Genomic DNA, 25,012 nt, shown 5'->3' with positions numbered 1-25,012 from the left:
AAAAAGGAAGGGACACCTGCGGTTTCCCTTCCTCTTTGAACTCCTACCTTTCCCTTATTAGATAGTCTGGCGCAGATCAGAGACCGGCGACCGCTTCGAAATGGGGAACGGCAGAGGATTTTTTCTTCCGTGTTTTTCGTAACCTGTTCGCAGTACCAGATACATTACTGCCACACAGACCGGAAAGTCTACGCAGGCGCGACATGCCCGTGTCGCGCAACCCGTTAGTTGGTGATTATAGACAGCACCTGCGAAGATAAATTGTGCCAAACATCTAAATCCGCAGGTGCCGGGCGGTATAACGCGCAAAAAAATTGGGCGGCACTGTCATGCCGCCCTCTGCGTGGACTTAATCTTATGTGTAGCAGAACGGTATCTGACACTGCGAATAGGTAAAGAAATGGGAGCACACTGTGCTCCCCTACGGTAGAAAAAATCCTCTGCCGTTCCTTTATAGTCTCAGTTCTCCCATCACCACCGTGCCCTCCAAGGGAAAGGGGTGATTCACAAGAGGGTGGAAACCGCAGGTGTCTACCCTCTTGTGCCCCGGCCGGGCAGGCCATGTCCCGCTGAATTTCAGCGAAAAACTCACAAATCCTGAATATTCATCTTCTCGATCTGCTTTTTGCGGTTCATCCTTCTGCGGCAGAGGAAGTAGATCACCAGCAGCACGATGGTCGGCATGGAGATAACAAGCAGCGTCAGCACCGTGTTGATCACCGTCACGAACACGCTGTACGAATCCACTCCGCCAACCGCATTGTCAGCCACCGAGGTCATCACCACATTCGTCACCACGTTCAGCAGGATGAACAGCTCCCCCGAAAACGTGATGGCAGGCAAAACCAGTCCCGGCAGTCTGCTCTCCCGTCTGGAAAGATAGACCTGCAAAATAATCATTGCCGCGACAAACGCGATCAGAAAAATCATCGAAATAATTGTAGAAACCGTTGCAATCAGCATTATTTATTCCCCTCTCTCAGCTTTTTGTACTCGTTGATGAGCAGCTTCGCCGTGTCAAAATCCAGCTTGTCCTTGACCGCAAGACGCTTGATGAGCGCGATATACGGCTCCTCGTCCGCCTGCTCGCCAAGCCTGATCTTCTGGATCAGACGGTCCAGACGCAGGCGCACGGTCGGGTAGGTCACGCCATAAATGCCCGCGACCTCCTTGAGCGAACCCGACGCCAGCACGAATTTTTTGATGAACGACACGTCCTCCTCGTCCAGCGATGCAAGCCACTCCGGCATTACCTCGATTGCCACGGCTATCACTTCCTTTCATTGTAACTTCATTATAATATTAAATTATATTAAAGTCAATCTTTAATTTTATCAAAGTCCGAGAACAAAAAAAACGGCACACCGAGAGATTCTCTCCGGTATGCCATTCTGCAATTCTTACTTACTTTTCTACTCGTTTCTGGAACGCCAGACGTTCTCCGCGCCCGTTTTCCAGCTCAATGACACCGCAATAGGTATAGCCGAGCTTGTTCAGCAGACCCTGCATAGGCTTGTTGTTCGCGTGCGTGTCGATGCGGATGTTGCCGCACTGCTCCATGCACCAGTTCATGCAGAACGAAGCCGCGCCATGCGTGCCCTTAGCCGCCGCGATACGGTGAACAACGCCGTACGGCGCATCGTCCAGCCAGGCCCCGCCGCGAATGACGCGGTAGGTCGGCTCGCCATCGGTCGTAAACGCAAAGGTCGCTGCGATTTTGCCGTTGTCCTCGCAGACGTAGCTGCGGTGCAGTGCAAGATCCTTGTCCAACATTTCCTGCGTCGGGAATCTGTCTCCCCACTGATCGGGATTGCCATTTTCGCGCATAAACGCCCGCGCGTCCGCGAAAATTGCCTGCATCGCCGGAAGATCCTCCGGCCGGGTGTGTCGAATCTGCATTGTTATTCCTCCTTCAGCCATTCCGCGCAGAGCGCCTGCCAGCGGTTTATATGCCGGTCGGGCACGCGCCCTTTCATCGGGTCGGCTGTCTCCAAATCCGCGAGCGCGAGTCCGTGCACGCCGTGCGGGAACAGGTGCAGCTCGTGACTGATGTTCTCTCGGCGCAAAGCCGCCTCGAGCAGCAGTGTGTTCTCGACCGGAACGGTCGCGTCCGTCAGGGTGTGCCACAAAAATGTACGCGGCATGCGCGCGGAAACCAGCGTTTCCAGTGAAAACCTCCGCTGTTCCGCAGCATTTTCACCTGCCAGACGCACAAAGCTGCCGCGGTGTGCATACGCTCCCGCCGAGACCACCGGATAGCACAGCACCGCCGCATTCGGTCGGTGCGCCTGCAGATCCGTGCCCGCGGGAAACCAGTCTGCGTCGTGCCAGGTTGCTGCCAGCAGTCCCGCCAGATGGGCGCCCGCCGAAAATCCGCCGACCGCAATGCGGTCTGCCGCGATGCCGAGCTGTGCCGCGTGTGCTCTCACCCAGGCGACAGACGCGGACAGCGTGTGCAGCGGCTTTACGCCAAGCGGCACCTCCGTGCAGTCGTACTCGAGCACGAACGCTTCCACACCGTCCCGCGCAAACGCACGCGCGACCGGTGCGCCCTCCCGAATAGAGCAGTATTCGTAGCCGCCGCCCGGGCACAGGATGAGCGCAGGCTTATTCCGTCCGGCCGGTGCCGGAAAATGTGTCAAAACGCCGTGATCGAGCCGCAAAACCTCTTTCATCGCGCACCTCACACGTTGTAGCGGTTGCGGATATCAATGCACGCGAGAATGCGGTCGGTCTCCGGCTTTTCGCCTGCCAGCAGGTAGTCCATGAGCAGTTCGATCGGACGGGCGCCCTGCAGGGCGGCATCCTGATCAATCAGGAAGTCGATGAGTCCGCGGCGGACATTCTCCGCATTTGCCGGAATCAAATCGTGGCAGATCAGGTGCACCTTGCCCTGTAAACCCAGTTCACGCAGCGCGTCGCACGCGCCGAGCTGACCGTTTACCGAAACGTACACACCGCGCAGCGACGGATGCTCCTTCACGGCGCGGCACACAATATCATGCGCCAGCTGCTGATCGTCACCGCAGGTCTGCGGCGGCAGCAGGCTCAAACCGGGGAAATTTGCGGCAGCCTCGGTCTGAAAGCCGTCCACACGCTGCTGATGCGACCAGTTGTTTTCCTGACCGGCAACCAGCAGGACTTCCCCGTGACCGGCGAGCAGCAGATCCATCAGACCGGCGCTCATGCGTCCGCACGCGAAATTGTCCACGCCGACATAGCACAGGCGGCCCGAGTCCGGCAGATCCGAGTTGAAGGTAACGACCGGCATGCGCCCGGACAGCTCCTGAATACGGGCGCGTATCCGCTCGTCCTCCGCCGGAGAAAGCGCGATGCCCTGCACGCCTGCCTCGAGCAGCTCGTCGATCACGTCCAGCTGCTGCTGTGCATCGATGCCCTCAAGCGGCCGCACGAGGACCTCTGCGCCGGTGGTGGTAAAGTGCGCCGATGCGCGTTCGATCTCCTCAAATACCGTGTGCATGAACATGGTCTCGACCGACTGGACGATCACGCCGATCCTGATCGGGTTTTTCGCGCGTGCCAGCATGCGTCCCGCACGGTTCGGGCGGTAGCCTCGCTCTGCCGCAATGCGGCGCACGCGTGCCGCAACCTTGGGATCGACGCGTCCTCTGTCGTTAAGTGCCCGATCCACCGTACCGCGGGAAACGCCCGCCAGCGCAGCGATCTCTGCCAAAGTGACTGCCATGAATTTTCGCTCCTACATACCGCGTTGCGCGGTGTCATTCCAAAGGCACCACCACACAATTTGACTGCGGTGCTTTGTGGTGTTACCTTTTTATTTTACATGTTTCGAACGAAAATTGCAAATGCAAATCAGTGAAATCGACAGAAATCGGTCAATCGTCCAGCAGTTCGCCCTTGATGGAAATGGTCTTCACCTGCCACGGCAGCAGCTTGCCGCAGTTCTGCAGCGCGGTGCGGACGGCGTATTCCAGTCCGCCGCAGCACGGCACCTCCATGCGGACAACGGTTACGCTTTTGATGTTGTTCTGACGGAGGATTTCGGTCAGCTTCTCGCTGTAATCCACATCATCCAGCTTGGGACAGCCGACGAGCGTTACCTTCCCTCGAATAAAATCCTGATGGAAGTTTGCGTACGCGTAAGCGGTGCAGTCTGCCGCGATGAGCAGGCTTGCGCCGTCAAAATAAGGCGCATTCACCGGCACGAGCTTGATCTGCACCGGCCACTGGCGCAGCTGGCTCGGCATCGGAATGAACGAGGCCGGCTGATTGACCGGGGCGCGTTCCATGCTCCGTGCCATGCTGCCCGGGCATCCGGTGTGCGGCTGAGATTTTGCCTGCATATTGGCCTGCACGGCGGCTTCGTCGTAAGCGGCGGCTTCGCGCTCGACGAACGAGATGGCGCCGGTCGGGCAGACCGGCAGGCAATTGCCGAGGCCGTCGCAGTAGTCGTCGCGGAGCAGAGTGGCCTTGCCGTCCACCATGCCGATGGCGCCCTCGTGGCAGGCGTGGGCGCACAGGCCGCAGCCGTTGCATTTTTCTTTGTCGATTTCGATAATTTTGCGAATCATAGTGTTTTCTCCTTATATATCCTGTTTCTTGTCTTGAGATGGTTCCGCTGAGCCAGCGGGGGGCCGCCTACCCGGCGGGGGCACAAGAGGGTAGACAACCTGCGGTTTTCCACCCTCTTGTGAATCTCCCCTTTTCCCTTGGAGAGTCTGGCGCAGATTGCCGACATGTGACCGCTTCGAAAATGGGGAACGGCAGTCGGGTTACCGTTGCGTGTCTTTCTCCGCCTTTTCGCAGTTCTCAGATAGCGTACTGCTACACATACGGGTTAATCAACGCAGGCGCGGCATAACCGTGCCGCGCAATTCGTAAGCGCGTTATGATAGACAGCACCTACGAGGATAAATTGTACCAAACGTCTAAATTCGCAGGTGCCGTGCGTTACAACGTGTCAAAGAGTTGCGCGACACTGTTATGTCGCGCCTGCGTAGAGTAAACCGTATGTGTAGCAGTACGGTATCTGACCCTGCGAATAGGTTGCTCAAGAGGACGGACTCCGAAGGTAGTTCGTCCGTAGCAGAGAAAAAATCCTCTGCCGTTCTCCTTTTCGGAGCGGTCACATGTCGGCAATCTGCGCCAGATTAGGAAGCAAGGGAAAGGCAGGAGTTCAAAGAGGAAGGAAAACCGCAGGTTGTCCTTCCTTTTTGCCCCCGCCGCGGGGCGCGGCACGTCCCCGCCGTCCGCAGACGGCGAATCTCCCCGCTGAGGCTCAGCGGAAAACTCTCCGCCCGGACAGGGCGAACCCGCTAACGCAGTTCGCGTGCCCCGGTCAGTCGGTGCTGAAAAAGCTGCCGCCCCGTTCGGGCGAACCGCCTGCGCGGTTCGTGTGTCCCGCTTGACTTTACGCTCATATCTTACTATACTGAGAAGGCAAAGTATGTTGTCCCAACAACAAAACAGGAGGAAATATGAACCTGTCCATCCTTGCACGCTGCGGTCTGTTCCGCGGCATTGAAACCGCAGAGTTATCTCCGCTTTTGCGCCGTCTGCACGCCTGCACGCGTGAATTTGACAAATTTCAGCCGATTTACCGCGTCGGCGATACCGCGCATGCGCTGTGCATTCTGCTCTCGGGCGGCGTGAATATCGAGCGCTGCGACGCATGGGGCCACAAGACGCTGCTCGACCGCATTACGCCCGGTTCGGTATTCGCTGAAACATACGCCTGCGTCCCCGGCACGCCCATGATGGTCTCCGCGGTGGCGGACGAGCCGTCCGAGGTACTGTTCCTGCCGAGCGAAACGCTGCTCTCCTCTGCCGCGCAGGACAGCGCGCACAGTGTGCTTTTACGCAATCTTCTGGACGTCACCGCGCAGAAAAACCTGCTTTTGACGCGAAAAATCTTCCACACAAGTCCGAAATCCATGCGCGGCAAGCTGCTGTCGTACCTGTCCGCACAGGCGGTGCAGCACGGCTCGGACACGTTCGACATTCCGTTTGACCGTCAGCAGCTTGCCGACTACCTCGGCGTGGACCGCAGTGCGCTGTCCGCCGAGCTGAGCCGCATGCAGCGCGACGGACTTATCGCATACAAAAAGAGCCATTTTGTGCTCAATCATTCCCAATCCGATGAATAATCCACCCTGTTAAGGAGGTTTTTATTATGAACTGCAAACCCTATATCCGCGCACATGCGGACGAACTGCTGGAAAGTCTTGCCGCGCTCGTGCGCATCCCGAGCGTAGAAGGCGTGCCGGAGGAGCATGCGCCGTTCGGCCGCGAGCCTGCCCGTGCGCTGCACGAAGCGCTTGCGCTCTGCGAAAAGCTGGGCTTCCGGACCGGCAATATGGACGACCGCGTCGGCTGGTGCGAGTACGGCGAGGGCGAGGAAATGGTGGCTGTGCTCGGTCATCTGGACGTTGTGCCCGCCGGCGACGGCTGGACCGAGACCGAGCCGTTTTCCGGCGAAATCAAAAACGGCCGTATTTACGGACGCGGCACGATGGACGACAAGGGCCCGATGGTGGCGGCCATCTACGCGCTGGCGGCGCTCAAGGATGCCGGATTTGCCCCCTCCAAGCGCATCCGTCTGCTGTTCGGCACCAACGAGGAAACCGGCTGCGGCGATATGTCGTGGTACGTTTCGCATGGCGGCGAGCTGCCGGTGTACGGCTTCACACCGGACGGCGAATACCCGATCATCAACGGCGAAAAGGGCATTCTCAACGGCACTTACAGCCGAAAGCTGCACCAGACCGGCGATTACCGCCTGACAAAGTTCGAGGGCGGTGCTGCCTCCAACATCTCTCCGGCGTATGCGGCGGCGGAGCTGCAGTGTCCGGCGGACGCGGCTTCCAAAATCTCGGCGGACAAGGTAGCCGTCACGCCGATCGAGGGCGGCATCCGCGTGGAAGCCGAGGGCATTGCCGTTCACGGCTCGACCCCGGAGCAGGGCGAAAATGCCATCGGACGGCTGGCGCAGGCACTCAATCAGCTGCCGCTGACCGGCGAGCTTGGCGACTGCATGGCATTTGTGGCAGAGCGCATCGGCATGGAGGTGCACGGCGAGTCCCTCGGTCTCGCCATGCGCGATGAGCTGTCCGGCCCGCTGACGCTCAACCTCGGCGTGGCAAAATTTGAGCAGGAAACGCTGTCGCTCGTTTTCTCGGTGCGCTACCCGGTCACCCTGAAATACGAGCGCGTGTACCCGCGTCTGTCGCGCGGTTTCACGCTCGGCGGCTTTACCGAAACCGAGCTGACCCACGCGGCGGCCATTTACATGCCGCCCGAAAGCGAACTCATCCGCAGACTGTCCAAGGTATATGAGGAGCAGACCGGCGAGAAGGCCGAGCTGAAGAGCATCGGCGGCGGCACCTATGCCAAGTCCATGCCGAACCTTGTCGCATTCGGCCCGATCTTCCCCGGCGATGAGGTGCGCGAGCACAAGCCGGACGAGTACATGGAGATCGAGCGCGTGCTGCAGAACGCGGAAATCATCGCGGCGGCAATATACGAACTGGCAAAGTAAGGAGATTGTATGAGCAGAGAGACAAATATGACCGTCGGCCGTCCGACAAAACTCATTCTCGGACTGGCCGTACCGCTGATTTTGACAAATGTCGGTCAGCAGCTGTACACCGTCGCAGACGCGTCCATCGTCGGGCGCGGTGTCGGTGTGGAGGCGCTGGCCGCACTCGGCGCGACCGACTGGCTGTACTGGCTGGTGCTGTGGACCGTGCAGGCCATGACGCAGGGCTTTTCCGTGCTCGTGTCGCAGACCTTCGGCTCAAACGATAAGAAGGGACTGCGCAAGGCCATCACCATGTCCGTGCTGCTGTGCGCGGCAGTCGGCATCCTGCTGACTGTGGTGTTCGTATCCTCGGCAGGCTGGCTGCTGCACCTGCTGGACACGCCCGAGAACATCTATGACGGCGCGCACATTTATTTAACCATGATGTATGCGGGCACGCTCATCACGATGGCGTACAACATGGCAGCGGCGATTCTCCGCGCACTCGGAGACGGCAAAAGTCCGCTTATTGCCATGTTTACTGCCGGATGTCTGAACATTGTACTCGACCTGCTGTTCGTTATCCGCTTCGGCTGGGGCATTCCGGGCGCTGCCGCCGCGACGCTGCTCGCGCAGCTGTTTGCATTCGCGTACTGCGTCATTGCGCTGCGGAAAATCCCGGCTGCGTCCGTCGAAAAGCCGGACTGGCAGCCGAACGGCAGTGTGATCCGGCGGCTGTGCCATCTTGGTTTGCCGCTCGCGCTGCAGCATTTCGTCATCGTCATCAGCGGCATCATCATGCAGGCGGTTATCAACACCTGCGGTTTTGTGTTCCTCGCGGGCTTTACCGCGACCAACAAGCTGCACGGTCTGATGGACTGCTCCGCGTCCGCGTTCGGCTACGCCGCCTCGACCTATACCGGCCAGAACTGGGGCGCAAACCGGCTTGACCGCGTGCGGATGGGTGTCCGCTCGACGCTTGTGCTGGCGCTCAGCTTTTCCGCGCTGCTGGCGGCGGGCATGATCCTGTTCGGCCGTCACGTTGTCGCCCTGTTCATCTCCGCGGATGCTGCCAACGCTGCCGAGGCGCTGTCGGTCGCATACGATTATCTGGTCGTCATGAGCACGTTTTTACTGTCCGCCTATGTGCTGCACACCTACCGCTCGGCCCTGCAGGGCATGGGCTTTACGACCGCGCCCATGCTCTCCGGTCTGACCGAGTTCGCAGGCCGTGTGGGTGCATCGCTGCTGTTGACCAAGGTCATCGGCGAGCGCGGTCTGTTCTACACGGACGCGGCTGCGTGGACATTCGCAGCGGTATTCCTTGCGGCATCGTACTATATCCAGCTGTTTATCATCCGAAAAAAGGGTTTGACCTATCAGAATACAAAGTAACAAAAAGAGGCTGTAAATTTAATTTACAGCCTCTTTTGCGCTTATTCGCCGTAGATTCCGGCGCGGTCGTTGATAACCAGCGTGCGGAGCAGCTCTTCGGTCAGGTCGAGTTTTCCGTGCTCATCGCCAAGCAGCCAGCCCTTGCGCGTCAGCTTCTCGACAGTCGGCTTCGCCCACGCGGGAACGGCGGAAACGCTGTTGTACGTCCTGCGGGTGCTCTCGATGATCTTCTTTACCTCGGCTTCGGTCATGTCAGGTTCCTCCTTTTTCTGTAACCCCTGCTTGAATGCTGTCCACGCGGATGCACTCTCGACGAACGGCGCAGGACAGTTTTTGTGCGTAACATCGTAGTGGCGCACAACATTTTCGAGCGGAATACCGTATTTCGCCATCAGTTCGCGCGTCAGCGCCTGCGCCCGGCGCACGGTCTCGGGCATAAAGTAGAATTTCTCGCCGTTTTTGCGGCTGCACAGCTCAATGCCGATGCTGTTCGCGTTGCGGCAGTACGGGTGGAAATAGACGCCGCGCGTGCCGCAGTGCCATGCGATATCCGCGTCGCGGACCGACTGCCAAACCTCGTTTTCGTCCACAAAATAGTGCGCTGAGGTCGAAATCTCCGCCCGAGCGAAGTAATCCGCGTTATTTTTCGCGGTATCGCCGTCGTTCGCCGTAAAGTGAATCACCAGATAGCAGATATCCTCCTTTCCGCGTGCGGCTCGGCGGTAGTTGCCGCTGTGCGCCTGTTTGAATGCAATGTTCATCATTGCGTCACCTCCTTCAACCCTATGCCGGATGGAGGTGAAAATTGACCGTGAATGGTCAACTTTTTGAAAATTTTCGAGAAATTTTTCTGCACCCCAACGGATCGGTGCAAAAAAACAGAGGACGCCCAAACCGGGGCAAAAAGCCGCCGTTTGTTAACAGTATATCCCTTGTATTTTCCCGTCTGGCTTGATACAATAAGCTTGTAAGAGAAAGGAGGCGTTTACAATGAAACGCTCAAAAGTTATTATAGCCGTAATTGCGATCATTGCAGTAGTCGCCGCAGCCTGTGTATATGGATATGTCCGCAGCAAGCCCGCCGATGAGCCGGAAAAGCCTGCTGTTACCGAGCCGGAGAACCCGACCACGCCGGAAACGCCGGACGACAGCAATTCCGGAAAACCGTCCGATTCCAAGACCGATAAACCTGCCGTACAGCCGGAAAACCCCAATCCGAGCGGCACAGAGTCGGTCACGATCTACGTTCCGGATGAACAGGGTGAAACGCTCACGCCGACCGGCGCAGACGCGAAGGACGACTCCGACCAGTCGCTTGTGGACGCACTCATCGCCGCAGGCTCGCTGCCCGAGGGCGTCAAGGTGCAGTCCTCGTCGCTCGAGAACGGCACGCTCACGCTCGACATGAATGCCGCCTTCGGCGAGGCGATCCGTGCCTCCGGCACCGCCGGTGAAACGCTCAAGATCTACGCACTGGTCAACACGTTCGCGCAGGCGCGCGGCGCAACCGCAGTGCTCATCACCGTGGACGGCAAGGTGCTCGAAAGCGGACACGAGGTCTACGATTACGCGATCGAACCGAACAACTGACCTGTAAAAGAAAAGCTCCGAAACACCTGTTTCAGAGCTTTTTCTCACTTATTCATCATTTTCAGGAACTTTTCCTTGATATGAGCGGCAGCCGCGCACGGATCGTCCGCCTTCATGACAGCAGAGACCACGGCGATGCCCTTGATGGGGCTGTCCGCCAGCACGTCCATGTTATCCGCGTTCAGGCCGCCGATGGCAACCACCGGAATCGGCACGGCGCGGCACACATCGTTCAGCACGGAGACCGGCGTAACCTTGGTGGTAACGTGGGTGGTCGTCGGGTAAATGGCGCCGGTGCCGAGGTAATCCGCGCCGTCGTTGTATGCGGCAACGGCTGCTTCGACCGTCTTGGCGGTCGCGCCGACGATCTTATCCGGGCCGAGCAGCCTGCGGCAGACCGCCACCGGCAGGTCGCTCGCGCCGACGTGCACGCCGGCTGCGTCGCAGGCAATGGCAACGTCCACACGGTCGTCGATGATGAGCGGCACGCTGTAGCGGTCGGTGATAGACTTGACCTGCTGCGCCAGCTCAAGGTAGCTGCGTCCGCCGGTGTCCTTCTCGCGGAGCTGAATGAGCGTTGCACCGCCCCTGCACGCCTCGTCCACCGCGTGGAGCAGGGTCTCGGTCGTGTGGTAGGTACTGTCCGTAATAACGTATAATGTAGGATCAAACTGCATGATTATACTCCTTTTTAAACTTATTATGCCGTTTCGCATTCTTTCACCGTCTTACGAATGAAAAACAGGCTGATAACATCAACAACGTAGATAAACTGGGAAATGACCTGCCGGACTGCGGTTCCGGTGCTGATTTTGCCCTGCTTTCGCGCATACAGAACAAGCGCGATGCAGTAGCCGGACGAGGCCATCATGGCAAACCAGGCAACCAGAATTTCCATCAGCACGATTGGTGCGGTAAACACAAAAATCACCGAAAATACGCCGTAAATAATGCCGTAGAGAAAATTTACAAGAAACATCGGAATGGCAATCAGCTTCATGGACACAACCAATTTCCAGATTGTTGAACGAATTGCAGGGTCGTTCAGCCGTTTCTTCACGCGTGCTGCCGCAATCAGATTGCAGACGGAAAGCAACAGAATCAGCAGGCTGAACAGGAACACACCCAGTACAAAATACCTGCTCAATGCTTCTAATGACTGACTGGCGTAACCAATATACGACAGCGCCAGACCGACGAAGCAAACGATTTCACAGATGATAAAGCATTTGGCAGCCTTCATTCGCTCTCCCCTTTCACCGCATGTTAATTTTCATCAATTTATTTTCACGATAAGCAAATCCTGCTCTTCCCCGAGTTCTCCGAGCGCGGTGCCGTCCGGTGCAAACGCCATGCTGTGCCCGATAAACTGCCCGGGCGCGGTCTGGTCTGCGCCGAGCACGGTCAGCCCGTTCTCGATGGCGCGGGCGCACAGCAGGGTGCGCCAGTGCAGCAGCTTGTTCTCGCCCTGCACCCAGCCTGCCGGAACGAACAGCGTCTCGGCGCCGCGCGCCTTCTGCTCGGCGGCGAGCGCCGGAAACCGAAGCTCGAAACAGGTAATGATACCCAGTTTCCCGGCGGGTGTCTCGATGGGAGAAAACGGCTCCTTCCCTGCCCGGCACTCGTCGGATTCCCGGTAGCCGAACGCATCGTACAAGCGCCTCTTGCGGTGCGTTCCGCGCAGACTGCCGCGGTCGTCAAGAACCGCAATCGTGTTGTACGGCAGACCGTCCGTGCGCTCGTACATGCCTGCGGCAATCCACAGGCCGTATCTCCGGCAAAGCTCACCGAGCGCAATAATGAACGCGCCGTCACACGGCTCTGCGGCCTCGATATTTTTCGACCGTGCGTTCACTTTTGCGTAATACATGCTGTATTCCGGCAAAAACAGCATTTTTGCTTTATTTTCCGCAGCTGTTTGTGCAATGTGCTCTATTTCCCTGAGATTGGCAGTTTTGTCCTCTCCGGCGCCGAACTGCCCGATGGCAACCGTGCTCACGCCTCTCTCCAGCCCTTGCAGACGTCCACCCAGGCCTTGAAACCGGAGAATTTCTCCAGCTCAGGGATGGTGACCTCGATGGCTGAGTTGGACGAGCCGCACGCCGGGAATACCGTCTCGAACCGTCGGAGCGATTCATCGAGGTAGACGGTTACGCCGTCGTTCACGCCGAACGGGCACACGCCGCCGACCGCATGACCGATCTCCGGCTCGACCTCCTCAAACGCGAGCATCCGCGCCTTGCAGCCGAACCGCGCCTTGTACTTCGGGTTGTCGATCTTGGTGTCGCCTGCCGCAACGATGAGGATCACGCCGTCATTCGTGCGGAACGACAGCGTTTTTGCGATGCGTGCCGGTTCGCAGTGGGCAGCTTCGGCGGCCAGCTCCACGGTCGCACTGGACACCGGGAATTCGATCACGCGATCCTCTGTACCGAACTGACGCAGATACGCTTTTGCTTTTTCGATGGACATGGGTCTCAATCTCCTTCTGTCTGCTGCGGGATATCGTCGATCATGCTTTCGCACAGCCGACGTAAATAATTTGCAATTTCGCTGAGCGCAAGGCATGTGCACAGCCGCTCCTCCGGGTCATCCGGCGTCTCGGGCAGCTGGGCGGTCAGCAGCGGCGGAATCGCCTCACGCATGCGCTTCTTGTCCGCGAGCAGCCGCTCGTAGCACGCCGCAAAGTCTACATCATCCCGACCGGTCAGTGCCTTCACATCGTTTAAGCGCAGCGTCTGCTTCAAATGGTACACGCAGAGCAGCTGCATGATCTGCTGGCGCGTGTATTTTTTGCCCTTCACCGGCGTCATAAGCCCTTCCTTGACGTAGTTGTTGACCATGGTTTTTGTCAGCAGCTTGTCCTCCGGCGTGCGCTTGCTGCCTGATAGACACTGATCGAACAGCGTCAGCACCTGATCCATATACAGGTCAAGCTGCGGCACCTCGTCGGGCATGATATCGCGGTCGGCAAAGACCGCTTCTATGGTTTTCTCCAGCCGCGGCATGGCGTTCACCTCATCTTTTTACAATTTTTTAACAAATACAATGCCGAACGGAAACACGCAATTTTCTGTCTGTCCGTGCGGCCTGCAATGCTATTATTATAAGCCTTTTGCGCGCTTCACGCAAGAGTTATGCCGCTCGACAAATCCACTGTAATATGGTATACTGAACGAACAATAAGCGGTAGGAGGCTTACATATGAAAAAATTCTGGCAACGCCTGGTCCTTTTCGGACTGACAGGTGCATTTTTTGTATCCTGCATCAGCTGCAGCGCGGCAAATACTGCCTCGAAGGTTCCGATTCTGATGTATCACAACCTGACGAACGACCCGTCCGCCGTGACGAGCATGACCATCACCGGCGAGCGGTTTCAGGAGGACATGGAATATCTGGAATACAACGGCTACACGCCGCTGCTCTCGGCGGATTTGATCAACATCCGAGCTGGAAAGGAAGCCATGCCCGAGCGGCCGGTCATGATCACCTTTGATGACGGTTATCGCTCCAATTACGATATTGCGTACCCGATTCTGCAGAAAACCGGCATGAAAGCCGTCATTGCGCTGATCGGCAAAAGCATTCGCGCAAACGACAATACGGAAGCGAACCGCTTTTTCCTCAAGTGGGATGAGGCAGCCGAAATGGCCGACAGCGGTCTGGTGGAGCTGGCCTCTCACACCTACAACCTGCACAACCCGCAGTACGGCGGACTGACCGCACCGGACGGCATCAACGGCATCCAGCGGCTGAAGGGCGAGTCGCAGGCGGCGTATAACAAGCGTGTCGGCGAGGACCTCAAGCAGAGCATTGACCTCATCACGCAAAATACCAGCCAGAAAAACGTGCTGTTTTTCGCATATCCGTTCGGCGCGCGCGACGAATGGATGCAGCCGCTGCTGCAGAAAAACGGTATCCAGGTCAGCGTACTGACCAACACCGGAACGGCGTCTATCCGGCGCGGATTGACCGATCTGCCGCGTTACCGCATCACGATGGACACCAAACTGAGCGATATTCTTCCGGCGAATCCGAACGCCTCGCACGATATTACCGTGCGGGCGCACATGCCGACCATGATAAAAAATGAAAAAATCCGGCAGGAAGTCGCCCGGCACCTTCCCGCACAGGAGAGAACCATAAAGATTCCGAAATCGTATACCTGATTTTTCAAGGGCAGTATCGCATAATTAAGCAAGAGCGATTTGCGAGTAAATTTTACGGACTGACGAGGCGTGGTTTTGCGGTAATACTTGATGTATTACCGCAGAATCAGCGGCAGCGCGACCGGAGCCTGCGCAAGGAACCGCTATAAAGTCAGGGCATAAAATTTCCGCAAAGCGCCGCAGCTTTAATTGTGCGGTATTGCCCAAGCACTGTCTTTGATTAACAAAGACGGTGCTTTTTTCATGGTGACAATTTAGAGAAAGCACTTGCAATTTCCGAAAAATATGGTATCATAACAGACATGATATAGTTTTTAACTCTACATAGCGAAAAGGAGGAGTTTGTATGCCTCGTGCATTTCTCAAGGCCCGTGAGCCGTTTTCCAGTTACTCTCATTTCATCGGTGCGGTGCTCAGCGGCGCCGGACTGTTCGTGCTGCTCGTGCGGCTGCTGTTCGATTCGTCCGTCACCGGCTCGCTTGCGGCGGCTGCCGTGGTGTTCTGCCTGTCGCTGATTGCGCTGTACTCCGCAAGCAGCGTGTACCATTTCTCCGGCCGCGGCGAAGCCGTCCTGCGGCGGCTGAAAAAGCTCGACCACAGCATGATCTATGTGCTGATCGCGGGCAGCTATACGCCGATTATTCTCAAATTCATGCCTGCGCCGCGCAGCTATATCTTTCTCGGCGTGATCTGGCTGATTGCGCTGACCGGCATTGCCATCAAGCTGCTGTGGATTGACGCGCCGCGTCTCATCGGCACCGCGCTGTACCTCGCGCTCGGCTGGGCGATCGCGTTTGATTTCGGAGTTGTGCTGTCCATGCCCTCGCCTGCCATTGCCCTGCTGGCTGCCGGAGGTATGTCGTATACGGTCGGCGGCGTGATCTATATCGCCAAAAAGCCGAATTTAGGTAAAATGATCGGGTTTCATGAGCTGTTTCATCTGTTCGTAATCGTCGGCAGCGTTTGTCATTATCTGATGGTGTTTCTTTATGTACTATAACAAACGAGCCGTGAATCTTCATGTGATTCACGGCTCGTTTTTGTTTTCATCCGCACCCGACAAACCATTTTTATTACTGCTATGGCGGAACACTTCATAATTCGGATACTTTATCCACGGATAATCCGGCTCTGTACCATAATCATTCCGTATATATTTTTCTAACTCCGTTCGATCCATACTGCCATCTCCATTCCCCGGTTTATATTACTCTCCGTATCGCCTGCAACCTTTTCAAAATCTATTCCCATACATTATTCAAAAAAGTACTTCTTACCGATTGACAAAAATATGGATTTGCAATATACTCTTAATTAATAAGCAATACTAATAAAGGAGGTGCATTTTATGCAGACCAGAAACACCATTCAGCGTCAGATTGTATTGCAGGCAGTGAATCAGATGCACAACCACCCTACCGCGGATGCGATTTATGCCGTTATCGCGGCGCAGCACCCGACCATCAGCAAGGCCACGGTTTACCGCAATCTGAACCAGCTGGCAGCTCAGGGCGAGATTTTGCGCGTGCCTGTGCCGACCGGTGCCGATCACTTTGATTTCAACATCAAGCCGCATTATCATGTGCGGTGCACCAAGTGCGGCGGCGTTTTTGATGTATTTATGCCGCCTGTCACCGATCTCATCGACCGCGTGGAGGATTCCTCCGGCGTGGAGCTGCATCGGTACGAAATTCTGTTCGAGGGTATTTGCAGCGCTTGCAGGAAAGACTAAAAGAGCAGTCAGAACGGTCTGACCGTCAAAAGAGACAGGAAGAATAGGAAAAACGGAGAAAGGATAACTATTATGGCAGAACTCAAGGGCACCCGCACCGAAGCAAACCTGCAGACCGCATTCGCAGGAGAATCCATGGCACGCAACAAGTACACGTTCTTTGCCTCCAAGGCGAAAAAGGACGGCTATGTGCAGATTGCGAAAATCTTCGAGGAGACCGCTGCAAACGAGAAGGAGCACGCGAAAATCTGGTTCAAGCTGCTCAACGGCGGCATTGATGACACCGCAGCCAACCTCAAGGCTGCCGCAGAGGGCGAAAACTACGAGTGGACCGACATGTACGCTACCTTCGCCAAAGAGGCGCGTGAGGAGGGCTTCGACCACATCGCGGACCTGTTCGAGATGGTCGGCGCAATCGAGAAGGAGCACGAGGAACGCTACCGCAGGCTGCTCAAGAATGTCGAGGACAAGCTGGTCTTTTCCCGCGACGGCGACTGCGTATGGCAGTGCTCCAACTGCGGACATATCGTGGTTGGCAGACAGGCGCCAGAGGTCTGCCCGGTCTGCGCGCATCCTAAAGCCTACTTTGAACTCAAGGCTGACAATTACTAATTGAAAATGGAGAATGGAGAATGAACCTTTTGATTTACCATTCTCCATTTTTATTTACGAATGTGCAAACGGGTTGGGAAACGGTGGGATGAGGTCATCCCGCCCTACGATAACATGAACAATCAACGCAAAACATTACACCATAATCAATATGAAACGAGGGAGAAACAACCGTTTTCCCCTCGTTTTTATTTAGTTTGCGGAGCGTACCGCGTCCTTCATGCTCTTGACGTACGCCTTGACGTGCGGCACGCAGTCCCTGCCCATGAGAGCGGCGGCGGTCGCGGTCGCAACGCCGTGCTGACCGGCGCCGGTCTCTGCGATCAGACGGGTCTTGCCCATCTTTTTCGCCAGCAGCGCCTGACCGAGCACGTTGTTGATCTTATGTGCGCCGGTGTGGTTGAGATCCTCACGCTTGAGGTAGATTTTTGCACCGCCGAGATCGTTTGTCATATGCTCCGCAAAATACAGGCGCGACGGACGGCCTGCGTAGTTGTTCAGCAGCTCGGTCAGCTCCGCGTTGAATTCCGGATCGTTCTTATAGTGGTTGTAGGCTTCCTCCAGCTCGATAACCGCGTTCATCAGCGTTTCCGGCATATACTGACCGCCGTGTACGCCAAAACGTCCCTTGCTCATTGGTTTGCTCCTTTCACAAGCGCCGATACGCGGCGCATCTTGTCCATATCCTTTACACCGTCCGTTTCGATGCCGCTGGACAGGTCGAGCGCATACGCGCCGGTCTGTGCGGCTCTTTGGACGTTGGTTTCATTTAAGCCTCCCGCCAGAAAATACGGGTGGTTTACCTTGCCGATCAGCGACCAGTCGAACGTTTTGCCGCTGCCGCCGTAGGCGTGCTTTACATAGGTATCCAGCAGCAGATAGTCCACCGGCAGGGTGTCTGCCTGCTCAATGTCGCGGTGGGTCTCCACGCGCACCGCGTAGACGATGGGCGCGCTTGTCAGCTTTCGCAGCTTGTTTATATAATGCAGGCTCTCGCCGCCGTGCAGCTGGATGATGTCGATGACTTCCTCGCGCACCAGCGCGGCAATATGCTCGGGTTCATCGTTCACGAACACGCCGACCGCCTTGATGTGCGGGTCAAGGTGCTCCTTGAGCCGCGCCGCGTCTAAATCCGACACATGCCGGCGGCTCTCCGCGAACACGAAGCCGATAAAGTCCGGTTTGGTTTCGTTCGCGGCTTCAATATCCGCTTTGCGGGTTAGTCCGCAGAATTTCAGCTTCATTTTGCGGCCTCCCGCAGTGCATCGAGCGCCTGCTTTTTATCTGCGGCACGCATGAGGTACTCGCCTACCAGAACCGCGTCTGCGCCCGACTTGGACGAAACCGACCGGTTGCCGTGCTTTGCAACCGGCACACCGCCTGCCGCCGCCACAAACGCGGCGGTCGTGGAGATGTTGAACGAGCCGACCTCGTCACCGCCGGTGCCGACAATATCCATGACCGCGCCCTTCGGCTCGATGTGCGCGCCCTTTTCGCGCATGACCTCGGCGCAGGCGGTAATCTCGGTGATGGTTTCGCCCTTCATGCGGAGCGCCGTCAGCAGGGTTGCCATTTCGATGTCGGTCGCGGTGCCGTCCATCATTTCCTCCATTGTTGCACGAGCGATGGTATAGTCCAAATCTCGGCCGTTGATGGCCTCGTGAATTGCAAGCTGAATCATTTATATCGACCTTTCTATTACATCTACTATATCATTACTAATTGATATCTTCTCCGTAGGGCAGCCCGCCCTACGGTTCTGGTCAAACTTTACATAGACAGAAAGTTTTTCATATAGCCGGGCCCCGGAGAAAGAATGATGTGCGAGGGATTCAGTCCCTCGATTTCGCTGACGGTGAGCGCGTCATTGCGGACAACGCGCATATCCGGCTGGATGGCCGCCGCCTGCTGAAACAGGTTATAGGAAAAAGAATCGTAATTGTCGATCAGGAGAATCATTATCCGTCTACCTCCGATGCACGCTCGATGGCGTTCATAACTGCCTTTGCCTTGTTTGCGCTTTCCATATACTCGTTATACGGCACGGAATCCGCGACGATGCCGCCGCCCGCCTGCACGGTCACGATGCCGTTCTTCTTGGCAGCCATGCGGATGGCGATGCAGGTATCCATATTGCCGGTGAAATCCAGATAGCCGAGTGCGCCGCCGTATACGCCGCGCGGCTCGCTCTCCTGCTCCTCGATGATCTCGCACGCGCGGATCTTGGGTGCGCCGGACAGGGTGCCCGCCGGGAGCACGGCTTCGATGGCGTCGCAGGCGTCGTACTTTTCGTCAATGTCGCCCTCGACCTGCGAGCAGATGTGCATGATCTTGGAATAGCGGTGGATCATCATGTAATCGGTGACCTCCACCGTGCCGATCTTGGAAACTCTACCGAGGTCATTGCGGCCCAGATCGACCAGCATGTTATGCTCGGAAAGCTCCTTCTCATCGGCAAGCAGCTCGTTCTCGAGCGCCTTATCCTCCTCCGGCGTTTTGCCGCGCGGACGCGAACCCGCAACCGGGAAGGTGGTCAGGCGGCCGTTATCCAGACGGACGAGCGTTTCCGGAGAGGAGCACATGATCTCGTCCCCATCAATGGAGAGGAACACCATGTACGGCGAGGGATTGGTGGTGCGGAGCACGCGGTACGCGGAAAGCAGGCTGTCCTGATACGGACTGGAGAACTGACGCGACTGGACGGCCTGAAAGATATCGCCGTCAAAGATGTATTCGCGGGTCTTTTCCACGATGTCGGCGTACTGCGCCTCGGTGACGTTGCAGGTGAAGCTCGGCCTGCCGGTTGCCTTGAGCGGCGGCAGCGGGGTTTGGTCGTTGATCAGCGCCGCCATGCCCTCGAGCGCCGCACACGCCTTGCCGTAATTCTCCATCACGTTATCGGTCTTCATGTTGACCACGAGCACGATCTTCTGCTTGAGGTGGTCGTACGCGATGACCTTGTCGAACAGCATCAGGTCGAAATCGTCCCATGCGCCGCGCTTGATTTTGAGCGTCGGCTCGGCGTAGCCAAGCATCGCATACGCGAAGTAGCCGACGAAACCGCCCGTGAACGGCGGCTGACCCTCAAGCCGCGGTGCGCGGTACTCGCCGAGCACCTCACGGAGCACGGTAAGCGGCTTGTCGGTCTTGACCGTCTTGTTGACCGTACCCTCGAGCGTTACCGTGCCGTTTTTGCAGGTTGCACGCAGGATGGGGTCGTAGCCGAGAAACGAGTAGCGCGCCCATTCTTCGCCGCCCTCGACACTCTCCAGCAGGAAAAAGCGGTCGGAACGCGTCTGCAAACGGCGCAGCAGCGCGATCGGCGTTGTCATATCGGCGTAGATCTCGCGGCAGACCGGAATGGTCGTATACTCCTTCGCGAGTTCTAAAATCTCATCACAGCTTGGGGTAATCATTGTGTTTTCCTCCATTTACAAACAAAAAAGGCTTTCATCCTATGATGCAAGTGCATCATGGGACAAAAGCCTGTTACTTCTGCGGTACCACCCAAATTGACGTACAAAAACGTCCACTCTGTCGTGTGCAAACACACACGCTCCCATGGTAACGGCGGGATTCCCGTCAGCCATACTCTCCTTTCGGATTTGAGGCTGCCCTCACAAGTCCATTCAGTAACGTCCTCTGCTGCTTTCCTCACACCACCGGAAAGCTCTCTGGAAGCACGGTCTCGCTCTTACTCACTCTTGTTCTGCGGTTTTGCTTTTTCTGAAATCAGTATATTCCCACGATGAGAATTTGTCAAGTGGATTTTCTATGTTTTTTCTCAAAGTCCTACTTTTTCTCTATGTTATTTCGCAATGGGATACGACGGGCACACCGCACCGAGCGGACAGCCCTCACACTTCGGGCTGCGGGCGGTGCAGTGCTCGCGGCCGAACAGCACCAGCCGGTGGCAGAAATCGGACGACTCCGCCGGGTCGAGCAGCTTTCTCAGGGCGTTCTCCACCTTGACCGGGTCCTTCTCGTTCTTGACGAAGCCCAGCCGGTTGGACAGCCGGATGCAGTGCGTATCGCACACAATGGCGGGTTTGCCGAAAATATCCCCGAGGATGAGGTTGGCGGTCTTGCGGCCGACGCCCGGGAGCTTGAGCAGCTCCTCCATGGTATCCGGCACCCTGCCGCCGTAATTGGCGATGAGCATCATGGCGCACGCCTTGAGGTCGCGCGCCTTGGTGCGGAACAGCCCGCAGGTCTTGATGGCCTCGGCAATCTCCTCCTCGGACGCATCCGCGAAGCTCTGCAGGGTCGGAAACTGCTTGAATAATTTTTCTGTCACAATATTGACGCGCGCGTCCGTGCACTGCGCGGAAAGCCGGGTGGCGAACAGCAATTCATAATCGTGTGTATAATGCAGGGCGCAGACCGCCTCCGGATAGACCGATTTCAGCAGCTCGGTAACGGCGGCGGCACGTTCTTTCTTAGTCATTTTGTTATCCTCTCTCCCCAAATAATCCTACTGGTATTGTAACATATCGTCGAAAAAAGGGCAACTGTTTGCACAAAAATGCACAATGTAACAATTTCACTATAAACTGCTGCAGCGTTAAGGCAAAAATCAGATGTTTGTCAATAGATTCCATGCGAAAAATGTGGTTTAATTATAACAGTAAATTCTTATCCAGCAGGAGGCTGTATCATGGTTCGTCAAGCAATGGACTTCGTGACGGCGTTCGACCCCGAACTCGGACGTATGATCGAAGCGGAATACAAACGACAGGCGCGCAACATTGAGTTGATCGCCTCGGAAAACATCGTCAGCGAGGCTGTTATGGCGGCAATGGGCAGCGTGCTGACCAACAAATACGCCGAGGGCTATCCCGGCAAGCGCTACTACGGCGGCTGCGAATGCGTCGATGAGGTGGAAAACCTCGCCATCCACCGCGTGTGCCAGCTGTTCGGCGCGAAATACGCGAACGTGCAGCCGCACTCGGGCGCGCAGGCGAACATGGCGGTCTATCAGGCGCTGTGCAAGCCGGGTGATACCGTGCTCGGCATGAGCCTGGACAACGGCGGTCACCTGACCCACGGCTCGCCGGTCAATCAGTCCGGCCTGCTGTACCATATCGTACCCTACGGCGTGGATGAGAACGGTCTCATTGACTATGATGCGCTCCGTGCCCTTGCAAAAAAGGAGCAGCCGAAGATGATCATCGCCGGTGCGTCCGCGTACCCGCGCGCCATCGACTTTGCAAAATTCGCTGAAATCGCACACGAGGTCGGCGCGTACCTGTTCGTTGACATGGCGCACATTGCCGGTCTGGTGGCTGCCGGCCTGCACCAGAGTCCGGTTCCCTACGCGGATGTCGTCACCACCACCACGCACAAAACGCTGCGCGGCCCGCGCGGCGGCGTCATCCTGACGAACGATGAGGAACTGGCAAAGAAGTTTAACAAGGCCATCTTCCCCGGCACACAGGGCGGCCCGCTCGAGCATGTCATCGCCGCAAAGGCGGTCTGCTTCGGCGAGGCGCTCAAGCCGGAATTCAAGGCGTACCAGCAGCGCGTCGTCACCAATGCCCGCGTGCTCGCGGACGCACTCCAGAAGCAGGGCTTCGATCTGGTCGGCGGCGGCACGGACAACCACCTGATGCTCATCGACCTGCGAAAGACCGGCGTGACCGGCAAGGAGCTGCAGCGCCGTCTGGACGAGGTGTACATCACCGCCAACAAGAATGCCATCCCGAACGACCCGGAAAGTCCGTTCGTCACCTCGGGCATGCGCATCGGCACGCCCGCTGTCACCACCCGCGGCTTCGGTGCGCCGGAGATGCTCCGCATTGCCGAGTTCATCTGGCAGGCCGCAACTGATTTCGACAACAAGGCAAACGATATCCGCCGAAATGTACGCGATATCTGCGCAAATTTTCCAATTTACTAACATTTTTTGCCGACTCCCTACTGTTGGAGTCGGCTTTTTTGTTGGCTTTGTTCGGTTTGCATAATGCAAAATTACCTGTCGGAAACAGTCGAGCAGATAAAGTTTTTGTAAGGTTTGAACAAAATGCTTGCCTTTTTCCGTCAGTATGCTATACTTAGATACATGAGGGAGAGCAAATCCCGCCAAATGGCTTGGAGGAAATAACAAAAGGGGAAATGCAGTAATGGGAATTAAACTGAAACTGACCGGTCTCCGGCGATTTGTCCGAACCGAAGCCGAGATTGCGGACTACACCGCGCAGGTCGCGGCAGCGCAGGACACGCTCGTGAACGGCACCGGCGCCGGAAACGATTTTCTTGGCTGGCTGAATCTGCCGGTGGATTACGACCGGGACGAGTTTGCGCGCATCAAGCAGGCGGCAAAGAAGATTCAGCAGACCTGCGATGTGCTGATCGTCATCGGCATCGGCGGCTCGTATTTAGGGGCACGGGCAGCCATCGAGTTCGTAAACGGTCAGTTCTACAACCAGATCCGCCCGGAGGGCATTCCGGAGGTGTACTTTGCCGGCAACAACATTTCGTCGTCCTACTTAAACGACATTATCAAGATGATCGGTGACCGCGATTTCTGCATCAACATCATCTCGAAGTCGGGCACGACCACCGAGCCTGCCATCGCCTTCCGCGAGCTGAAAAAGCTGTGCGAAAGCAAATACGGCAAGGAGGGGGCGCGCGAGCGCATCTTCGCCACGACGGATAAGGAGCGCGGCGCACTCAAAAAGTTGGCGGATGACGAGGGCTACGAGACCTTTATTGTGCCGGATAACATCGGCGGCCGTTTCTCGGTGCTCACGCCGGTCGGTCTGCTGCCGATGGCTGCAGCCGGTCTGGACATTGATGCGGTGATGGCCGGTGCTGCTGCCGCCCGCGAGGAATATTCTCAAGGCTCCTTGCACGACTGCGCGCGCTATGCTGCACTGCGCAATCTGCTGCTGTTCAAGGGCAAGACCATGGAGATCATGGTAAACTATGAGCCGTCGCTCGTCATGCTCGGCGAATGGCTCAAGCAGCTGTTCGATGAGTCCGAGGGCAAGGACCATAAGGGCCTGTTCGTCACCTCAGCGAATTTCTCCACCGACCTTCATTCCATCGGTCAGTTCATTCAGGACGGCTCGCGCATCATGTTCGAGACCGTGCTGTGGGTCAAGGAGCCGCGCTCCGAGATTACCATCGAGCATACCGAAGAGGACATCGACGGCCTGAATTATCTGGCAGGTCAGACCGTGCAGTACGTCAACCAGAAGGCGTACGAGGGCACGCTGATCGCCCATATGGACGGCGGCACACCGAATATCATCATTGAGATCGACCGCACGGATGCTTGGCATTTCGGCTATCTGGTCTACTTTTTCGAGAAGGCCTGCGGCATTTCGGGCTACCTGCTCGGCGTAAATCCGTTCAATCAGCCGGGTGTTGAGGATTATAAGAAGAATATGTTTGCACTTCTGGGCAGATCGGGTTTCGAGGAGCGGAGAAAATACCTCGAGGCACGTGTCAAGCTGGAAGACTGATCGTCCCTTTTCCCCTTTGTGTTGATGGGGTATAACTCCGGTGATTTCACTAAATCACGCACATAACCGATACTGGATACCCAAAAGATGCCGAAGGCAACTTCGGCATCTTTTCATGCCTCGAAAGAAGCACAAAAATTATTGTATGATACAAAAGAATTCTCTCTTTTCAGAATTGTGTACTTATGGGAAATGAGCTTATAAATATACATTGCAAACAGCAGACATCTATTTTATAATCAAATATAAAAATCGGAACTTGAGGTGATGAAACTATGGCTGAAATACAAATTGCATGGTTAGAATTGATGACAGTTGGAGGTCTTGGTGTAATATTAGTTCTACTAGGAGTTATTTTCAATATCATTGTAAAAAGACAGAATAAATTGTGTACAAAAAAGACAGACGGTATTGTTAAACAATATGGGTTTCCTGGAAATGGAAGAGTGTACCCAATCGTTGAGTACTTTGTGAATGGAACTTGTTATAAAGCAAAGAAAAAATTTCGAGGAATTATAACAACGCAACTATCAGGAGTACCTG

General features: G+C 56.3%; 28 protein-coding genes, 2 pseudogenes and 1 other annotated feature. Of the genes and pseudogenes, 11 read left to right on the top strand and 19 right to left on the bottom strand.

What is annotated here, in order from left to right; translation table 11 throughout:
* Positions 1–588: 588 nt before the first annotated feature.
* The 6 genes from ACWVX6_RS08935 to ACWVX6_RS08910 form a co-directional block, all read right to left on the bottom strand.
* Positions 589–963, bottom strand: coding sequence for a hypothetical protein (locus tag ACWVX6_RS08935; RefSeq protein WP_455152945.1), 375 nt, complete (start codon positions 961–963; stop codon positions 589–591).
* On the bottom strand, positions 963–1,265 hold the full coding sequence (locus ACWVX6_RS08930) for a DUF2089 family protein (RefSeq protein ID WP_110437322.1): 303 nt from the start codon (positions 1,263–1,265) through the stop codon (positions 963–965). Before ACWVX6_RS08930 ends, ACWVX6_RS08935 begins: the two co-directional genes overlap by 1 nt.
* A gap of 139 nt (positions 1,266–1,404) precedes the next feature.
* Positions 1,405–1,899 carry an N-acetyltransferase family protein gene (locus ACWVX6_RS08925; protein WP_455152944.1) on the bottom strand — a complete coding sequence of 165 codons (495 nt, stop codon included), beginning with the start codon at positions 1,897–1,899 and terminating at the stop codon, positions 1,405–1,407.
* Positions 1,900–1,901: 2 nt separating this feature from the next.
* Positions 1,902–2,675 (bottom strand): alpha/beta hydrolase, encoded by a 774-nt coding sequence (locus tag ACWVX6_RS08920; protein ID WP_455152943.1) that lies wholly within the window; start codon positions 2,673–2,675, stop codon positions 1,902–1,904.
* 8 nt (positions 2,676–2,683) lie between these two features.
* Complete coding sequence (locus tag ACWVX6_RS08915) at positions 2,684–3,706, bottom strand: LacI family DNA-binding transcriptional regulator (protein ID WP_188885664.1); 1,023 nt, start codon at positions 3,704–3,706, stop codon at positions 2,684–2,686.
* Between the two features lie 151 nt (positions 3,707–3,857).
* Positions 3,858–4,553: a 4Fe-4S binding protein gene (locus ACWVX6_RS08910; protein ID WP_110437326.1), complete on the bottom strand. Its 696-nt coding sequence runs from the start codon at positions 4,551–4,553 to the stop codon at positions 3,858–3,860.
* Between the two features lie 906 nt (positions 4,554–5,459).
* On the opposite strand from ACWVX6_RS08910, the gene ACWVX6_RS08905 reads away from it, so the two are divergent.
* From ACWVX6_RS08905 to ACWVX6_RS08895, 3 genes are read left to right on the top strand one after another with little or no spacing between them, the layout of a single operon-like run.
* Complete coding sequence (locus ACWVX6_RS08905) at positions 5,460–6,128, top strand: Crp/Fnr family transcriptional regulator (RefSeq protein ID WP_337386862.1); 669 nt, start codon at positions 5,460–5,462, stop codon at positions 6,126–6,128.
* 26 nt (positions 6,129–6,154) lie between these two features.
* Complete coding sequence (pepV, locus tag ACWVX6_RS08900) at positions 6,155–7,519, top strand: dipeptidase PepV (RefSeq protein ID WP_455152942.1); 1,365 nt, start codon at positions 6,155–6,157, stop codon at positions 7,517–7,519.
* A 9-nt stretch (positions 7,520–7,528) separates the two neighbouring features.
* Positions 7,529–8,896 (top strand): MATE family efflux transporter, encoded by a 1,368-nt coding sequence (locus tag ACWVX6_RS08895; protein ID WP_455152941.1) that lies wholly within the window; start codon positions 7,529–7,531, stop codon positions 8,894–8,896.
* Positions 8,897–8,937: 41 nt separating this feature from the next.
* Here ACWVX6_RS08895 and ACWVX6_RS08890 read toward each other — a convergent pair whose 3' ends face one another.
* Positions 8,938–9,660: a peptidoglycan recognition protein family protein gene (locus ACWVX6_RS08890; protein ID WP_455152940.1), complete on the bottom strand. Its 723-nt coding sequence runs from the start codon at positions 9,658–9,660 to the stop codon at positions 8,938–8,940.
* A 226-nt stretch (positions 9,661–9,886) separates the two neighbouring features.
* Between ACWVX6_RS08890 and ACWVX6_RS08885 the strand changes: the two genes are divergently transcribed.
* A complete protein-coding gene (locus ACWVX6_RS08885; protein ID WP_117492111.1) occupies positions 9,887–10,486 on the top strand; it encodes a GerMN domain-containing protein in 600 nt (199 codons plus the stop codon).
* 44 nt (positions 10,487–10,530) lie between these two features.
* On the opposite strand, the gene thiE is transcribed toward ACWVX6_RS08885, so the two are convergent.
* The 5 genes from thiE to ACWVX6_RS08860 are packed head-to-tail and all read right to left on the bottom strand — an operon-like array spanning position 10,531 to position 13,494.
* Positions 10,531–11,163: a thiamine phosphate synthase gene (thiE, locus tag ACWVX6_RS08880; protein ID WP_270580145.1), complete on the bottom strand. Its 633-nt coding sequence runs from the start codon at positions 11,161–11,163 to the stop codon at positions 10,531–10,533.
* A 23-nt stretch (positions 11,164–11,186) separates the two neighbouring features.
* Positions 11,187–11,729: a DUF6652 family protein gene (locus tag ACWVX6_RS08875; protein ID WP_455152939.1), complete on the bottom strand. Its 543-nt coding sequence runs from the start codon at positions 11,727–11,729 to the stop codon at positions 11,187–11,189.
* Between the two features lie 33 nt (positions 11,730–11,762).
* Positions 11,763–12,485 carry a nitrilase-related carbon-nitrogen hydrolase gene (locus ACWVX6_RS08870; RefSeq protein WP_455152938.1) on the bottom strand — a complete coding sequence of 241 codons (723 nt, stop codon included), beginning with the start codon at positions 12,483–12,485 and terminating at the stop codon, positions 11,763–11,765.
* Positions 12,482–12,958: a YbaK/EbsC family protein gene (locus ACWVX6_RS08865; protein ID WP_455152937.1), complete on the bottom strand. Its 477-nt coding sequence runs from the start codon at positions 12,956–12,958 to the stop codon at positions 12,482–12,484. Before ACWVX6_RS08865 ends, ACWVX6_RS08870 begins: the two co-directional genes overlap by 4 nt.
* A 5-nt stretch (positions 12,959–12,963) precedes the next feature.
* On the bottom strand, positions 12,964–13,494 hold the full coding sequence (locus tag ACWVX6_RS08860) for a DUF1836 domain-containing protein (RefSeq protein ID WP_270576031.1): 531 nt from the start codon (positions 13,492–13,494) through the stop codon (positions 12,964–12,966).
* 196 nt (positions 13,495–13,690) lie between these two features.
* Between ACWVX6_RS08860 and ACWVX6_RS08855 the strand changes: the two genes are divergently transcribed.
* Positions 13,691–14,656 carry a polysaccharide deacetylase family protein gene (locus ACWVX6_RS08855; protein ID WP_455152936.1) on the top strand — a complete coding sequence of 322 codons (966 nt, stop codon included), beginning with the start codon at positions 13,691–13,693 and terminating at the stop codon, positions 14,654–14,656.
* A gap of 346 nt (positions 14,657–15,002) precedes the next feature.
* Positions 15,003–15,656 carry a PAQR family membrane homeostasis protein TrhA gene (gene trhA, locus ACWVX6_RS08850; protein ID WP_455152935.1) on the top strand — a complete coding sequence of 218 codons (654 nt, stop codon included), beginning with the start codon at positions 15,003–15,005 and terminating at the stop codon, positions 15,654–15,656.
* Between the two features lie 27 nt (positions 15,657–15,683).
* Here the strand turns inward: trhA and ACWVX6_RS08845 are convergent, their stop codons facing one another.
* Positions 15,684–15,836, bottom strand: a complete 153-nt coding sequence (locus ACWVX6_RS08845) for a hypothetical protein (protein WP_455152934.1) — start codon at positions 15,834–15,836, stop codon at positions 15,684–15,686.
* Positions 15,837–16,004: 168 nt separating this feature from the next.
* Between ACWVX6_RS08845 and ACWVX6_RS08840 the strand changes: the two genes are divergently transcribed.
* Positions 16,005–16,388, top strand: a complete 384-nt coding sequence (locus ACWVX6_RS08840; RefSeq protein ID WP_116705667.1) for a Fur family transcriptional regulator — start codon at positions 16,005–16,007, stop codon at positions 16,386–16,388.
* A gap of 72 nt (positions 16,389–16,460) precedes the next feature.
* Complete coding sequence (gene rbr, locus ACWVX6_RS08835) at positions 16,461–17,000, top strand: rubrerythrin (protein ID WP_110437340.1); 540 nt, start codon at positions 16,461–16,463, stop codon at positions 16,998–17,000.
* Between the two features lie 192 nt (positions 17,001–17,192).
* Here the strand turns inward: rbr and ACWVX6_RS08830 are convergent, their stop codons facing one another.
* The 6 genes and pseudogenes from ACWVX6_RS08830 to nth all read right to left on the bottom strand — a co-directional run bounded on the left by ACWVX6_RS08830 (position 17,193) and on the right by nth (position 21,447).
* Complete coding sequence (locus ACWVX6_RS08830; RefSeq protein WP_455152933.1) at positions 17,193–17,636, bottom strand: pyridoxal-phosphate dependent enzyme; 444 nt, start codon at positions 17,634–17,636, stop codon at positions 17,193–17,195.
* Positions 17,633–18,244, bottom strand: coding sequence for a phosphoribosylanthranilate isomerase (locus ACWVX6_RS08825; protein ID WP_455152932.1), 612 nt, complete (start codon positions 18,242–18,244; stop codon positions 17,633–17,635). The genes ACWVX6_RS08830 and ACWVX6_RS08825 overlap by 4 nt, the downstream gene beginning before the upstream one ends.
* Positions 18,241–18,681: a hypothetical protein gene (locus ACWVX6_RS08820; RefSeq protein ID WP_455152931.1), complete on the bottom strand. Its 441-nt coding sequence runs from the start codon at positions 18,679–18,681 to the stop codon at positions 18,241–18,243. Before ACWVX6_RS08820 ends, ACWVX6_RS08825 begins: the two co-directional genes overlap by 4 nt.
* A 116-nt stretch (positions 18,682–18,797) precedes the next feature.
* Positions 18,798–18,959, bottom strand: a pseudogene (locus ACWVX6_RS08815) (glutamine amidotransferase-related protein); the annotation flags it as partial.
* Positions 18,959–20,416: an anthranilate synthase component I family protein gene (locus tag ACWVX6_RS08810; protein ID WP_455152930.1), complete on the bottom strand. Its 1,458-nt coding sequence runs from the start codon at positions 20,414–20,416 to the stop codon at positions 18,959–18,961. The pseudogene ACWVX6_RS08815 and the gene ACWVX6_RS08810, both read right to left, overlap by 1 nt.
* A 55-nt stretch (positions 20,417–20,471) precedes the next feature.
* Positions 20,472–20,721 (bottom strand) — a binding site (T-box leader).
* 87 nt (positions 20,722–20,808) lie between these two features.
* Complete coding sequence (gene nth / locus ACWVX6_RS08805) at positions 20,809–21,447, bottom strand: endonuclease III (RefSeq protein WP_110437348.1); 639 nt, start codon at positions 21,445–21,447, stop codon at positions 20,809–20,811.
* 210 nt (positions 21,448–21,657) lie between these two features.
* On the opposite strand from nth, the gene glyA reads away from it, so the two are divergent.
* The 3 genes and pseudogenes from glyA to ACWVX6_RS08790 all read left to right on the top strand — a co-directional run.
* Positions 21,658–22,899, top strand: a complete 1,242-nt coding sequence (gene glyA, locus ACWVX6_RS08800; RefSeq protein ID WP_455152929.1) for a serine hydroxymethyltransferase — start codon at positions 21,658–21,660, stop codon at positions 22,897–22,899.
* A gap of 223 nt (positions 22,900–23,122) precedes the next feature.
* On the top strand, positions 23,123–24,469 hold the full coding sequence (locus ACWVX6_RS08795; RefSeq protein ID WP_455152928.1) for a glucose-6-phosphate isomerase: 1,347 nt from the start codon (positions 23,123–23,125) through the stop codon (positions 24,467–24,469).
* Positions 24,470–24,744: 275 nt separating this feature from the next.
* Positions 24,745–25,012: pseudogene (locus ACWVX6_RS08790) on the top strand (hypothetical protein); the annotation flags it as partial.

This window comes from Butyricicoccus sp. (assembly GCF_977037065.1).
The sequence above is the reverse complement of the archived record's forward strand: the minus strand, read 5'-3'. Positions and strand labels throughout refer to the sequence as shown.

What these genes read in the sequence shown, in the direction of transcription:
- ACWVX6_RS08935 (WP_455152945.1), bottom strand. Translation starts at nt 963, where the DNA reads ATGCTGATTGCAACGGTTTCTACAATTATTTCGATGATTTTTCTGATC.
- ACWVX6_RS08925 (WP_455152944.1), bottom strand. Translation starts at nt 1,899, where the DNA reads ATGCAGATTCGACACACCCGGCCGGAGGATCTTCCGGCGATGCAGGCA.
- ACWVX6_RS08920 (WP_455152943.1), bottom strand. Translation starts at nt 2,675, where the DNA reads ATGAAAGAGGTTTTGCGGCTCGATCACGGCGTTTTGACACATTTTCCG.
- ACWVX6_RS08915 (WP_188885664.1), bottom strand. Translation starts at nt 3,706, where the DNA reads ATGGCAGTCACTTTGGCAGAGATCGCTGCGCTGGCGGGCGTTTCCCGC.
- ACWVX6_RS08910 (WP_110437326.1), bottom strand. Translation starts at nt 4,553, where the DNA reads ATGATTCGCAAAATTATCGAAATCGACAAAGAAAAATGCAACGGCTGC.
- ACWVX6_RS08905 (WP_337386862.1), top strand. Translation starts at nt 5,460, where the DNA reads ATGAACCTGTCCATCCTTGCACGCTGCGGTCTGTTCCGCGGCATTGAA.
- pepV (WP_455152942.1), top strand. Translation starts at nt 6,155, where the DNA reads ATGAACTGCAAACCCTATATCCGCGCACATGCGGACGAACTGCTGGAA.
- ACWVX6_RS08895 (WP_455152941.1), top strand. Translation starts at nt 7,529, where the DNA reads ATGAGCAGAGAGACAAATATGACCGTCGGCCGTCCGACAAAACTCATT.
- ACWVX6_RS08890 (WP_455152940.1), bottom strand. Translation starts at nt 9,660, where the DNA reads ATGATGAACATTGCATTCAAACAGGCGCACAGCGGCAACTACCGCCGA.
- ACWVX6_RS08885 (WP_117492111.1), top strand. Translation starts at nt 9,887, where the DNA reads ATGAAACGCTCAAAAGTTATTATAGCCGTAATTGCGATCATTGCAGTA.
- thiE (WP_270580145.1), bottom strand. Translation starts at nt 11,163, where the DNA reads ATGCAGTTTGATCCTACATTATACGTTATTACGGACAGTACCTACCAC.
- ACWVX6_RS08875 (WP_455152939.1), bottom strand. Translation starts at nt 11,729, where the DNA reads ATGAAGGCTGCCAAATGCTTTATCATCTGTGAAATCGTTTGCTTCGTC.
- ACWVX6_RS08865 (WP_455152937.1), bottom strand. Translation starts at nt 12,958, where the DNA reads ATGTCCATCGAAAAAGCAAAAGCGTATCTGCGTCAGTTCGGTACAGAG.
- ACWVX6_RS08860 (WP_270576031.1), bottom strand. Translation starts at nt 13,494, where the DNA reads ATGCCGCGGCTGGAGAAAACCATAGAAGCGGTCTTTGCCGACCGCGAT.
- ACWVX6_RS08855 (WP_455152936.1), top strand. Translation starts at nt 13,691, where the DNA reads ATGAAAAAATTCTGGCAACGCCTGGTCCTTTTCGGACTGACAGGTGCA.
- trhA (WP_455152935.1), top strand. Translation starts at nt 15,003, where the DNA reads ATGCCTCGTGCATTTCTCAAGGCCCGTGAGCCGTTTTCCAGTTACTCT.
- ACWVX6_RS08845 (WP_455152934.1), bottom strand. Translation starts at nt 15,836, where the DNA reads ATGGATCGAACGGAGTTAGAAAAATATATACGGAATGATTATGGTACA.
- ACWVX6_RS08840 (WP_116705667.1), top strand. Translation starts at nt 16,005, where the DNA reads ATGCAGACCAGAAACACCATTCAGCGTCAGATTGTATTGCAGGCAGTG.
- rbr (WP_110437340.1), top strand. Translation starts at nt 16,461, where the DNA reads ATGGCAGAACTCAAGGGCACCCGCACCGAAGCAAACCTGCAGACCGCA.
- ACWVX6_RS08830 (WP_455152933.1), bottom strand. Translation starts at nt 17,636, where the DNA reads ATGAGCAAGGGACGTTTTGGCGTACACGGCGGTCAGTATATGCCGGAA.
- ACWVX6_RS08825 (WP_455152932.1), bottom strand. Translation starts at nt 18,244, where the DNA reads ATGAAGCTGAAATTCTGCGGACTAACCCGCAAAGCGGATATTGAAGCC.
- ACWVX6_RS08820 (WP_455152931.1), bottom strand. Translation starts at nt 18,681, where the DNA reads ATGATTCAGCTTGCAATTCACGAGGCCATCAACGGCCGAGATTTGGAC.
- ACWVX6_RS08810 (WP_455152930.1), bottom strand. Translation starts at nt 20,416, where the DNA reads ATGATTACCCCAAGCTGTGATGAGATTTTAGAACTCGCGAAGGAGTAT.
- nth (WP_110437348.1), bottom strand. Translation starts at nt 21,447, where the DNA reads ATGACTAAGAAAGAACGTGCCGCCGCCGTTACCGAGCTGCTGAAATCG.
- glyA (WP_455152929.1), top strand. Translation starts at nt 21,658, where the DNA reads ATGGTTCGTCAAGCAATGGACTTCGTGACGGCGTTCGACCCCGAACTC.
- ACWVX6_RS08795 (WP_455152928.1), top strand. Translation starts at nt 23,123, where the DNA reads ATGGGAATTAAACTGAAACTGACCGGTCTCCGGCGATTTGTCCGAACC.